This window comes from Lelliottia jeotgali (genome assembly GCF_977070485.1).
On the sequence record NZ_CDRVFO010000019.1, the window covers coordinates 93,664 to 106,239 of the forward strand.

At 63.5% G+C, this 12,576-nt stretch carries 8 protein-coding genes; 5 read left to right on the forward strand and 3 right to left on the reverse strand.

What is annotated here, in order from left to right; translation table 11 throughout:
- The first annotated feature begins 9 nt into the window (after positions 1 to 9).
- Complete coding sequence (locus ACW4TB_RS23210) at positions 10 to 609, forward strand: thermostable hemolysin (RefSeq protein ID WP_279933665.1); 600 nt, start codon at positions 10 to 12, stop codon at positions 607 to 609.
- Between the two features lie 49 nt (positions 610 to 658).
- The gene (locus ACW4TB_RS23215; protein ID WP_012316316.1) at positions 659 to 1,849 is read left to right on the forward strand and encodes a multidrug effflux MFS transporter; all 1,191 of its coding nucleotides are present in this window, start codon (positions 659 to 661) and stop codon (positions 1,847 to 1,849) included.
- Positions 1,850 to 1,908: 59 nt separating this feature from the next.
- On the opposite strand, the gene ACW4TB_RS23220 is transcribed toward ACW4TB_RS23215, so the two are convergent.
- The 3 genes from ACW4TB_RS23220 to ACW4TB_RS23230 form a co-directional block, all read right to left on the reverse strand.
- Positions 1,909 to 2,862, reverse strand: a complete 954-nt coding sequence (locus ACW4TB_RS23220; protein WP_279933666.1) for an arsenic resistance protein — start codon at positions 2,860 to 2,862, stop codon at positions 1,909 to 1,911.
- A 163-nt stretch (positions 2,863 to 3,025) separates the two neighbouring features.
- Positions 3,026 to 4,279: a serine hydroxymethyltransferase gene (gene glyA / locus ACW4TB_RS23225; RefSeq protein WP_012316314.1), complete on the reverse strand. Its 1,254-nt coding sequence runs from the start codon at positions 4,277 to 4,279 to the stop codon at positions 3,026 to 3,028.
- 195 nt (positions 4,280 to 4,474) lie between these two features.
- Positions 4,475 to 8,305: a sensor domain-containing protein gene (locus ACW4TB_RS23230; RefSeq protein ID WP_012316313.1), complete on the reverse strand. Its 3,831-nt coding sequence runs from the start codon at positions 8,303 to 8,305 to the stop codon at positions 4,475 to 4,477.
- A 257-nt stretch (positions 8,306 to 8,562) separates the two neighbouring features.
- Here ACW4TB_RS23230 and ACW4TB_RS23235 point away from each other — a divergent pair, with 257 nt between their 5' ends.
- The 3 genes from ACW4TB_RS23235 to gdhA all read left to right on the forward strand — a co-directional run bounded on the left by ACW4TB_RS23235 (position 8,563) and on the right by gdhA (position 12,415).
- A complete protein-coding gene (locus ACW4TB_RS23235; protein ID WP_254466556.1) occupies positions 8,563 to 8,955 on the forward strand; it encodes a hypothetical protein in 393 nt (130 codons plus the stop codon).
- A 207-nt stretch (positions 8,956 to 9,162) separates the two neighbouring features.
- Entirely contained in the window at positions 9,163 to 10,830 is a 1,668-nt protein-coding gene (gene ettA / locus ACW4TB_RS23240) for an energy-dependent translational throttle protein EttA (RefSeq protein WP_012316311.1), read from the forward strand.
- Between the two features lie 244 nt (positions 10,831 to 11,074).
- On the forward strand, positions 11,075 to 12,415 hold the full coding sequence (gdhA, locus tag ACW4TB_RS23245) for an NADP-specific glutamate dehydrogenase (protein ID WP_012316310.1): 1,341 nt from the start codon (positions 11,075 to 11,077) through the stop codon (positions 12,413 to 12,415).
- Positions 12,416 to 12,576 lie beyond the last annotated feature (161 nt).

A 12,576-nucleotide genomic window follows, 5' to 3' on the forward strand; every position in this document is an offset into this window, starting at 1 on the left:
GGAGCCAGCATGTACATCGTGCGTAATTTCTATAAAGGCCGGCCCGGCTACCGATGCCTGCAAGAGGCGGTGCGGGCGCACTACCTCAAGCACTACCAGGCAACGCCAGAACCTGAGCCCGATCTGTTCGTATGCCTGACCGACCCTAACGGTGGCGCCCCGGGCTATGCCTGTGCCGGCATCAGTTACGGCGATTCCGGCAAGCTCTTCAGTGAGTATTACCTGGATCAGGGCTTGGATGAGCGCTATGGGCTGGACCGCGCCCGTATCGCCGAAGTGGGCGCCTTCGCTTCATTTCGCAGCGGCAGCGGTGCAGGCAAGTACCTGCTCAACAATGTCATCAAGACCCTGGCGCTGCGCAACTTCGGCCTGGTGGTGCTGACCGCTACCGAACAGGTGCGCCAGTTGCTGGCGCCGATCGTCGACAACCTCGAAGACCTGGGCGGCGCGGACAGAGGGCGGGTCCGGGACCCAGCCGTCAACTGGGGTTCCTATTACGACCACAGGCCGCGGGTGGTGGTGTCGCGTTTGTCATCGCCCAGCATCTGGATGAGTGCACCTGCGCCAGGCCTCGCCCAGCCCCATTTCGCCAATCAGGCATCTGCCTGACCTGATCACCATGCCGGGCACCACTGTGCCCGGTGTGCTGGAGGTAAGCATGAACGCGACCAAGCGTTACGAGAATTTCATTGTGTTCCTGGCGCCGCTGATCAACAGCGTTGGCGGCATCGCCATCGACCTGTATGCGCCCAGCATTCCTTCCATCGGCCGGGAACTGTCGGCCAGCCCTGTATTGATGCAGAACACCATCACCATCACCCTGCTGTTCTACGCGATCGGCCAGCTGTTCTTCGGGGTCATGGCCGATGCCCGCGGGCGCAAGCCGGCGGTTCAGCTGGGCCTTGCGGTGTTCCTCGGCGGCAGCCTGCTGGCAACGGTTGCCACCTCGATAGAAATGCTGCTGCTGGCCCGAGCGCTGCAAGGGTTCGCTATTGGCGCTTGCCAGGTGGTCGCGCGGGCTTTGCTGGTGGACGTCGTCAAGGGGCCTCGCTTCTATGTGGCGATCATCTACCTGAGCCTGGCATTTGGCCTGGGCCCGGTGATCGCGCCCTACGTCGGTGGGCTGATCGAAGTGCATCTGGGGTGGCGCTACAACTTCGTGCTCTATGCGGTATACGCGGTGATCGTGCTTGCCTTCGTGCTGGCAGGGCTCAAGGAGTCGCTGGCGGTGACGGGCAGGCGCAGTGCACTGCAGACCATCGCAGGCTACCGCTGCATCCTGGCCGACAGTCGCTTTCGTTCCTCGGTCGTAGTGCTCGGTTCCAGTTTCTCTGCCTTCTTGCTGTGGAACGTGTTCGGGCCGCACATCGTTCAGGAACGCCTCGGGCACAGCGCTCAGTACTTTGGTACCACGGCGCTTGCGGTAGGCAGTTGCTACCTGGTGGGGACCTTGGTAAACCGCGTGCTGATCCGTTACGTCAATGCGCATGCCTTGATGTGGGCCGGGATGGCGCTATTCCTGCTCGGTGTGGCAGTGATCGCCGCGATGCCGGGCGGTTTGAACCTGGTGACGATCCTGGGTGGCATCATGCTGGTCGCTTTTGGCCAAGGTTTCATCTTCTCCAATGCCATGGCCCGTTCCATGTCCCTGTTCCCGGACCGGGCAGGGGTAGCGGCAAGCCTGCAGGGGTGCTTGATGCTGGTGTTCGGCGCCGTTGCCTCAGGCATCGTCAGTGCCTTGCCGTTGACATCCAACCTGGCTATCGCCGGCGTGTTCCTGATGCTGTGGCTGGTTTCCCTGTCGGGCATGCTGAGCGTGCGGATGCAGCGGCAGGCGTCGGTGGCCTGAGGCCACGCAGTGCCGGGTGGGCTGGCTTGCGGGGCGCTGCAACGCCCCGGCATGCGCTGTCAGCGGATCAGCGCGGGGAGCGCTCGTACGTAAACCAACTCACTGATGAGCTCTATCAGCGTCTGCGTGATCACCGCCGCTGCCGCCAGCGCACGCATGTCTTCGGGCAATGCGAGCGCCAGCGGCAACACCACCAGCGAATTGCGCGTCGCGCTGCTGAATGTCACCGAGCGGGCCTCGGCCACCGGCAAACGCAGCAGCCGCGCCGAGGCAAACCCGAGCACCGGCGCCAGCAGCATGAAGCCGATGTACACCGGGATCACCGGCAGCAGGCGGTCGAAATCGCGCACTACCACGGCAATCTGCGAGCCGATCACTGCCACCAACACCAGTGCCATCGCCGGCACCGGCATCCACGCCCAGGCCTGATTCCACACAGAAACGCTACGTGACCGGCGTGCTCCGGCCGAGGTGAGCACCGCCAGGATCAGCGGCAGCACAATCAGCAGCACGAACGCCTCCACGAATGGCGTGATGGAAATCGCCACTTCGCTGCTGTCACCCAGCATCACCGCCAGGTACACCGGCAACAGCACCAGTTGCACCAGCAACAGCACGGGGGTGGCGGCGAGGGTGAGGCGCGAGTCGCCTTTGCCGATGTGGGTGAACACCACCACGTAGTCGATGCAGGGCGTCAGCAGCACCAGCAGGGCGCCTATGAGGATGGCCGGATGCTCGACCAAGCCTCGGGTGGCGGCCCACACCAGTAGCGGGACGAAGATGAAGTTGGCCAGCAGCAGCGCGGCCATGAAGCGGCGGTTGCCCAGGCCTTGGCGCAGGTCGAGGAAGGGGATTTGCAGGAACATCGCGTACATCAGCACGGCGATGGCGGGGGTGACCAGTGCTTCCAGGTGGCGCGCGGCGTCGGTGGCCAGCAGGCCGAAGGCAGCGGCGGCGAGCACGGCGGCGAAATACAACGCAATCTGATGGGTTTCGAGTTGCTCTCTGGTCAAGGCGGCGTCCTGGCGTTCGCGGTGGGCGTGAGGGTGCACAGGGTAATACGATGCGCCGCAATTGTGGTCGCCCGCTTGTTGTGGCTTGCAATGGCAAGGCTTGCCCGCAGGCATGAAAAAGCCCGGCACAAGGGCCGGGCTTTTCACATCAGGCTATCGCCAATCAGTTGCCGTACACCGGCAGCTTCTTGCAGATGGCCTTGACCTTTTCACGAACGGCGTCGATGACGGCGTCGTTGTTCAGGTCGGCGAGGATGTCGCAGATCCAGCCGGCCAGTTCTTTACACTCGGCTTCTTTGAAGCCGCGGGTGGTGACGGCCGGGGTGCCGAAACGCAGGCCCGAGGTCACGAACGGGGAACGTGGGTCGTTAGGTACCGAGTTCTTGTTGACGGTGATGAAGGCTTTGCCCAGGGCCGCGTCAGCGTCCTTACCGGAAATTTCCTGCTTGATCAGCGACAGCAGGAACAGGTGGTTCTGGGTGCCGCCGGATACGACGTCGAAACCACGCTCGATGAACACGCTGGCCATGGCCTGGGCGTTCTTCACCACTTGCTGCTGGTAAGCCTTGAACTCAGGCTGCAGGGCTTCCTTGAAGCAGATGGCCTTGGCCGCGATGACGTGCTCCAGCGGGCCGCCCTGGGCGCCCGGGAAGACGGCGGAGTTCAGCTTCTTCTCGATGTCGGCGTTGGCACGGGCCAGGATCAGGCCGCCACGCGGGCCGCGCAGGGTCTTGTGGGTGGTGGTGGTGACCACGTCGGCGAACGGCACCGGGTTCGGGTACACGCCAGCGGCAACCAGGCCGGCAACGTGGGCCATGTCGACGAACAGGTAGGCACCTACTTTGTCGGCGATGGCGCGGAAGCGCGGGAAGTCCAGGACCTGCGAGTAGGCCGAGAAGCCGGCAACGATCATTTTCGGCTTGTGCTCGACGGCCAGGCGCTCGACTTCGTCGTAGTCGATCAGGCCGTTGGCATCGATGCCGTACTGGATGGCGTTGTACAGCTTGCCCGAGGAGCTGACCGAAGCACCGTGGGTCAGGTGGCCACCGTGGGCCAGGCTCATGCCCAGGATGGTGTCACCGGCCGACAGCAGGGCCAGGTAGACAGCGGCGTTGGCCTGGGAGCCGGCGTGCGGCTGAACGTTGGCGTAGTCGGCGCCGAACAGCTCCTTGGCGCGGTCGATGGCCAGTTGCTCGACCACGTCGACGTACTCGCAACCACCGTAGTAACGCTTGCCCGGGTAGCCTTCGGCGTACTTGTTGGTCAGGACCGAACCCTGGGCTTCCATTACGGCTGGGCTGGTGTAGTTTTCCGAAGCGATCAGCTCGATATGCTCTTCCTGGCGCAGAGCTTCTTGCTGCATGGCTTCGAAGAGCTCGGCGTCGTACTTGGCAATGGTCAAATCACGGCTGAACATAACGGTCCTCAAGGATCGGGCTGAATTGGGGGGGCATTCTAACCGATTGATTCGCGCCTGGCATATGAAGTGGCATCAAGTCGCGGACCAATGGCTTTCATGTTGCATCCCGCGCCCTGCCTGGGCTGGATGGGGGCGGGAGTTGACTTTGAAGTCCGGTTTGAACAGGTCAGGGCCGCGCCGGCGGGCACCGGATCACTGGAACATGAACAGCGTCTCGTTGCTGAACTGCGCCTCGAACTGGCTGGCCGGCATCGGCCGCCCGAACAGGTAGCCTTGCACCTCGTCACAGCCATGCTCACGCAGGAACTCCAGCTGCTCGTGGGTTTCGACGCCCTCGGCGATCACCGCCAGGTTCAGGCTGTGCGCCATGGCGATGATCGCCCGGGCGATCTGCGCGTCCTGCTCGCCCTCGGGCAGCCCGTCGACGAAGGTGCGGTCGATCTTCAGCACGTCGATGGGGAACTGCTTGAGGTAGTTGAGCGACGAGTAGCCGGTGCCGAAGTCGTCCACCGCAATGCTCAGGCCCAGCACCTTCAGGCTGTCGAGTATCTGCATCGCTTCGTTCACATCGCGCATCAGGATGCTTTCGGTCAGCTCCAGCTCCAGGCACGCAGGCGGCAGGCCGGTTTCTTCGAGGACGGTGGCGATGCGCTTGCCCAGCTGGCCGTCGGAGAACTGCCGGGCCGAGATGTTCACTGACACCTTCGGCACACGCACCTTGGCCTTGTGCCAGGCCTTGAGCTGGCGGCTGGCCTCGCGCAGCACCCAGTCGCCGACATCCACCACCAGCCCCAGCTCCTCGATCACCGGGATGAAGTCGCCCGGCGGCACCAGGCCGCGCGTGGGGTGGCGCCAGCGCAGCAGCGCCTCGGCACCGGTCAGGCGCTTGCCGTCGCCGCTGAACTGCGGCTGGTAGTAGAGGATGAATTCGTTCTGCTCCAGGGCATGGCGCAGGTCGCTTTCCAGCTCCAGGCGCTCCAGGGCGCTGGCGTTCATCTCGGCCTGGTAGAACTGGAAGTTGTTCTTGCCGCGCTCCTTGGCGTGGTACATGGCGGTGTCGGCGTTCTTCATCAGTTGGCTCAGTTCGCCGCCGTCCTGCGGGCTGAGGGCGATGCCGATACTGGCGGTGACGAAGAACTCGCGGCCTTCGAGCACGAATGGCCGCACCAGGCTGGCGAGGATGTTCTCGGCCACATGGATGGCGCGGTTGAGCGCCATTTCGCGGGTAGCGCGCGACTGCAGCAGCAGGGTGAACTCGTCACCGCCCATGCGCGCCACGGTGTCGTCATCGTCGACACAGGCCAGCAGGCGCAGTGCCATGTCCTTGAGCATGCGATCGCCCGCAGCGTGGCCCAGGGAGTCGTTGATCGGCTTGAAACGGTCCAGGTCGAGGAACATCAGCACCACCCACGACTTCTGCCGCTCAGCTTGTTGCAGGGCGGTGTGCAGGCGGTCCTGGAACAGCGTGCGGTTGGGCAGGTGGGTCAGGGCATCGTAATAGGCCAGGCGATGAATGCGCTGTTCGCTGGCCTTGCGTTCGCTGATGTCCGTGAAGAAACACACGTAGCTGGCCAGGTCGCCCTCGTCATCGAGCACCGCGGTGATACCGACCCAGGCCGGGTAGTGCTCGCCACTGCGGCGCTTGAGCCACACTTCGCCTTCCCAGCTGCCGCGCAGGTGCAGCTGTTTGAGTACGTAGCGCAGGTGGCCCTCCTGCTGGTCGTCTACAGTCAGCATGCTTGGCAGCTGGTCGAGCACATCGCTGACCGAATACCCGCTGACCCGGCTGAACGCTTCGTTGGCCTGCACGATATAGCCGGCCGGGTCGGTGATGAGGATGGCCGAGGTTGAGTGTTCGAAGACCGTGGCGGCCATGCGCAGGTCTTTTTCCGCACGGCGTTGCTGGCTGATGTCGCGGCCCACGCCCAGCACACCCTCGAAGCGCTCGCGGTCGTCCCACACCAGCACCAGGCGCAGCTCGATAGGGATCTTGCGGCCATCGGCGCGCAGGCAGTCGAACAAAAACAGCTGGTTGGGCAGGTGCTGGCGCAGTTGTGCCAGCTGTTCCCGGTCGCCCATGGCCTTGCTGACCCGTTCCATCAGGCTGTAAATGCCGGTGAGCTGGGACGGGTTGGCGACGATCGACTGCCAGCCGTTTTCAAAGATCCAGTCGGTGTTGTAGCCCAGCACTGCCTGCACCGAGGGGCTGACGTAGTTGAGCTGCAGCTTGCTGTCGGTGGAGAAGATCACATCGCTGATGCTTTCGGCGAGCATGCGGTAGCGCTGCTCGCTGTCGCGTAGCGACTGGCTGGCCTCGATCTGCACAGTGACGTCCTTGCCCACACCGATGATGCGGGTAACCTGGCCATCGCTGTCGCGGGTCAGCACTTGTTCACGGATGTCGTAGCAGCGCCAGCCGCCGTCGCGGTGGCGGAAGCGCAGCTGGCAATGCAGTGACTGGCCGTGGCCGTTGGCGCGTTGCTGCTGGCGCAGGGCCTGGTAGTGCGCCGCATCCTCGGGGTGCAGCAGCAGCTCCCAGAAGCGCTCGCCCATCTGCGCAAGCTCGGTGCGGTCGTAGCCCAAGGTCTCGCCGAGGTGGCGGTTGCTGAAGATCATCCGCTGGCTGAGCACGTCCTGCACGTACAACTGGTCGGGCACGGTACGCACCACGTCCGACCAGAAGCTTTCGCGCTCCAGCAGCGACAGCTCCACCTGCTTGCGGCTGGTGATGTCGCTGATGCTCAGGATCACCGCCTGGTAGTCACGGCGTTGTTCCGGCAGCCGCGCCATCAGCCATAGGTGCAGCTCACCGCCCAGGGGGGCGGGCAGGCGCACTTCCAGTTCCAGCAGCGGGCGCTGCTCGATCAGCGCATCGATCAGTTGCATGCCGACGCTGTCACGGCCGTCGCCGCTGCCGTCGATCAACCGTTGCCAGGCGCCTGCGTGGCAGTCGACGTTGAGCAGCTGGCGCGCCACTTGGTTGATTTCGGTGATCTTCAGCTCCAGCAGCAGCGAGCGGCGCAGGCTGGAGTCGAGCGCCAGGCTCTGCTTGAGCGCGGCGAGGTTGCGCAGGTGGTATCGGTCAAGCTGGCCGGGCAGGCTGGAGAGGTCGAGCACGCACAGTGCTACGCCGGTGCCCTCGAAGATTTCCTGGTAGCGCCGACGGTCCTCCTGCAGGGCGCGCTGGCGGCGGCGCATGTTGATCAGCGCCAGCACCGGCAGCAGGGCACAGAACAGCGCCAGCAGGCACTTGCCCAGCAGTGCCGGCAACAGTTTCTGCTGGGCAAGGCCCGCATCGAACAGACCACGCAGCTGCCAGACACTGTTGTCGATGAAGACCAGCATCACGCTTTGCAACGGCTGGTCGCTGGTCTGCGCTGGAGCGTGGCGTTCCAGCACCTCGCCGCTGCGGCTGTTCTCCAGCAGCCACAGGGGGTGCCCGGGGCCATCCAGGTGCTGGGTCAGGGTGCGGTAAAAATCGTTGGACAGGCGCAGCAGCCAGTAGCCGCGACCCTGCTCGGTGGCCTGGCGCAACAGCAGGTAGACGGTGCGGTTGTCCGCCGCGTTGGCGAAGAAATAAGGCCGGCCCTGGTTCAGCCTGAACAGCTCGTCAATCAGCGCACGGTCGGGGCTGCCGGCCAGGCTGTCGCTCTGTAGCCGCCCGCTGTGATCCAGCCAGGCCAGGTCGCGCAGGTTTGGCAGGCGCTCGCGCAGCGTGTCGAGCAGGCTGGGCAGGGCGGCAGGCGTCGGCGCTTTGACATACGGCTGCACTACATTCAGCGCCTGCTGGGCCTTGAGCGCCATGTTCAGGGCCAGATGGTCTGCCAGTTCGACGCTTGCGTCCAGGTGCTGCTGGCGCTGCTCGGCCTGGGTGTGGCGGAACTGCGAGAACAGTTGCCAAAGCAGCAAACCTAGCAGCAGCAAGGCCAGCAGGGCCAATGCACCTTTGACCGAGCCGCGCACCGAAGCGGCTGGGGCCGGCGTGACGGTGCGCGGCGAGGACGGATGATTGAGATTGGTCAAGCGTTGGTCCTGCTATTGGGCTGGCGACGGCAGGGATTGATATGCACGGTGTATACCGGTGCCTGGGCGGCCGTACCGTGGTGGCGCACTATAAGGCCGTATACCCGAAACGGGCTAGCATGCCTGTCATTATGGCAAAGTGCCAGTCCCGCTGTCGGTGCCGACGGTCGCGGTGAAGGCTGCCTGTTCGGCAATGCCTTGCTTGCTGTGCGAGAATGCCGCCCGCTTCAATGACAACGCATCGGAGATGTTCGGTTTTGGTTACTCACTTTTCCACCAATGGCCTCGATTCCGCCTGTGGGCGCAGCAGTCAGACCCTTGTCAGCACTGCCGTGACCGAGGATGTATCCTGCAAGTCGTGCCAGCGTTCGCTGGTCAAACCTGAAGCTTCGGCTTCGAAAACCAAGGCGCCGTCGCTGGCCGAGCTGCGCAAGACCGCCAAGGCGGCAGTAGCTCCGGTTGAGGCTCAGGCTGCAGTGAAACCGGCCAGCAAGGCCGTGAACAAGCCTGCCGCCAAGCCGGCCAAGGCTGCCGAGCAGCCTGCCCGCCAGGGTGGTTTCAGCGTGAAATCCGCCTGGGCCGCGCGCCTGGCCGGGCAGGGCGACCGTTGCCGGTTGCCGCGGGGCAAGGCCAAACAGCGTCACGTCTGATTGGTGTGGGGCCAGCACCGGCCTCATCGCCGCCAATGGGCCGCACAGCGGCCCCTGTTGACCCCACCATCCGACCACCCTGTGCAACGCGGCGCGTTGGCGTAGAATGGTCGACTTTGTTCAATGACACCCCGTAAACACATCCGCCTGGCCACCTGGCCGGGGCGATCGTCGATGTCTTTACCTATCTGATTAGAGGGCTTGGTTTTGGCTCAATACGTCTACACCATGCATCGGCTGAGCAAGGTCGTGCCGCCGAAGCGGGAAATTCTCAAGAACATTTCCCTGTCGTTCTTCCCGGGCGCCAAGATCGGCGTACTCGGCCTGAACGGCGCGGGTAAATCGACCCTGCTGCGGATCATGGCGGGCGTCGACAAGGAATTCGACGGCGAAGCCCGTCCGATGCCCGACATCAACGTCGGCTACCTGCCCCAGGAGCCGCAGCTGGACCCGAGCAAGACCGTACGCGAAGTGGTCGAAGAAGCGGTCAGCGTGATCAAGGACGCCCAGGCCCGCCTGGACGAGGTCTACGCTGCCTACGCCGAACCCGACGCCGACTTCGACAAGCTGGCCGCCGAGCAGGCCAAGCTCGAATCCATCCTGCAGGCTGCCGACGGCCACAACCTCGAGCGCCAGCTCGACGTCGCCGCTGACGCCCTGCGCCTGCCGGCCTGGGATGCCCGCATCGAACACCTGTCCGGTGGTGAGAAGCGCCGTGTGGCCCTGTGCCGTCTGCTGCTGTCGGCACCCGACATGCTGCTGCTCGACGAACCCACCAACCACCTGGACGCCGACTCGGTGGCCTGGCTGGAGCGCTTCCTGCACGACTTCCCGGGTACCGTGGTAGCGATTACCCACGACCGTTACTTCCTCGATAACGTCGCAGGCTGGATCCTCGAACTGGACCGCGGCGCCGGCATCCCGTACGAAGGCAACTACTCGGGCTGGCTGGAGGCCAAGTCGGACCGTCTGGCGCAGGAATCCAAGCAGCAGAGCGCCCACGAGAAGGCCATGAAAGAGGAACTGGAGTGGGTGCGCAAAGGCGCCAAGGCCCGCCAGTCCAAATCCAAGGCCCGTCTGCAACGCTTTGAAGAGATGCAGTCGCAGGAATTCCAGAAGCGCAGCGAAACCAACGAGATCTACATCCCGGCTGGCCCGCGCCTGGGCGACAAGGTCATCGAGTTCAAGAACGTCTCCAAAGGCTATGGCGACCGCGTGCTGATCGACAACCTGTCGTTCGCCATGCCTAAAGGCGCCATCGTCGGCGTGATCGGTGGTAACGGTGCCGGTAAGTCGACCCTGTTCCGCATGCTGATGGGCAAGGAACAGCCGGACTCGGGCAGCATCGAGATCGGCGAGACCGTGCAACTGGCCTGTGTGGACCAGAGCCGCGAAGACCTGGATGGTGCCAAGACCGTCTTCCAGCAGATCTCCGATGGTTCCGACATGATCCGCATCGGCAACTACGAGATCCCGTCGCGCACCTACGTTGGCCGGTTCAACTTCAAGGGCGGCGACCAGCAGAAGTTCGTCAAGGACCTTTCCGGTGGTGAACGTGGCCGCCTGCACCTGGCCCTGACCCTGAAAGAGGGCGGCAACGTGCTGCTGCTCGACGAACCGTCCAACGACCTGGACGTCGAAACCCTGCGTTCGCTGGAGGAAGCTCTGCTGGACTTCCCGGGCGCTGCGATCGTGATTTCCCACGACCGTTGGTTCCTGGACCGTGTGGCTACCCACATCCTGGCGTACGAAGACGACTCGAACGTGGTGTTCTTCGAAGGTAACTACACCGAGTACGAAGCCGACCGCAAGAAGCGCCTGGGTGACGCCGCTGCCCAGCCGCACCGGGTACGGCACAAGAAGCTGGCGCAGTAAGCCGGTTTCTGATGCACAAGAATGGGGCCCTCAGGGGCCCCATTTTTGTGCCTGGCATGAAGTGACCTGGCCCGACAATAGGGCTGATCTGCCATCGGAAGGCACCTTGTTTTGTATACACTTACATAAAAAGCACCAAATAATTTCATAAAAACGACATTTCGCCCTATTCCAGTGCGATTGCTTCTTGGTACATTCCAGAAAAAACCAATAAGTCCAATCCCTCTTGGTGAGATGTCTACCCATGATCGAATCTGTCGACCATTTCCTCGAGCGCCTGAAGCAGCGCGACCCGGCCCAGCCCGAATTCCACCAGGCGGTGGAAGAAGTGCTGCGCAGCCTCTGGCCGTTCCTTGAAGCCAACCCACACTACCTGCAGGCCGGCATTCTCGAGCGCATGGTCGAACCCGAGCGCGCGGTGCTGTTCCGCGTGTCGTGGGTCGATGACCAGGGCAAGGTTCAGGTCAACCGCGGCTACCGCATCCAGATGAGCAGCGCCATCGGCCCCTACAAGGGCGGCCTGCGTTTCCACCCCTCGGTAAACCTGGGTGTGCTCAAGTTCCTGGCCTTCGAGCAGGTGTTCAAGAACTCCCTCACCTCGTTGCCCATGGGCGGCGGCAAGGGCGGCTCGGACTTCGACCCCAAGGGCAAGAGCGACGCCGAAGTGATGCGCTTCTGCCAGGCCTTCATGAGCGAGCTGTACCGCCACATCGGCGCCGACCTGGACGTGCCTGCCGGTGATATCGGAGTGGGCGCCCGCGAGATCGGCTTCATGTTCGGCCAATACAAGCGCCTGGCCAACCAGTTCACTTCGGTGCTGACCGGCAAGGGCATGACCTACGGCGGCAGCCTGATCCGCCCTGAAGCCACCGGCTACGGCTGTGTGTACTTCGCCGAAGAAATGCTCAAGCGTCAGGACCTGCGCATCGACGGTCGTCGCGTAGCAATTTCCGGTTCCGGCAACGTTGCCCAGTACGCTGCGCGCAAGGTCATGGACCTGGGCGGTAAGGTGATCTCGCTGTCCGACTCCGAAGGCACTCTGTACGCCGAAGCCGGCCTGACCGACGCCCAGTGGGACGCCGTGATGGCGCTGAAGAACGTCAAGCGTGGCCGCATCAGCGAACTGGCCGATCAGTTCGGGCTGGAGTTCCGCAAGGGCCAGACGCCATGGAGCCTGCCGTGCGACATCGCCCTGCCGTGTGCCACGCAGAACGAACTGGGCAGCGAAGACGCCCGCACGCTGCTGCGTAACGGCTGCATCTGCGTAGCGGAAGGCGCCAACATGCCGACCACGCTGGAGGCTGTGGATATCTTCCTGGAGGCTGGCATCCTGTACGCACCGGGCAAGGCATCCAACGCCGGCGGCGTGGCCGTTTCGGGCCTGGAGATGTCACAGAACGCCATGCGCCTGCTGTGGACCGCCGGTGAAGTGGACAGCAAGCTGCACCACATCATGCAGTCGATCCACCATGCTTGCGTGCACTACGGTGAAGAGGCCGATGGCAAGATCAACTACGTAAAAGGCGCCAACATCGCCGGCTTCGTCAAAGTCGCGGACGCGATGCTGGCCCAGGGCGTGGTCTGATTCGAAAGATTGGGGCTGCATTGCAGCCCATTCGCCGGCAAGCCGACTCCCACACCTAATGCATTGTTCTTGAGAACAACGCGGTACCTGTGGGAGATTCTATGGTTGAAAACAACGGTCTTTAGGCCGTTCTGCTTACGTATTCCTCCTTCTTCTTCATC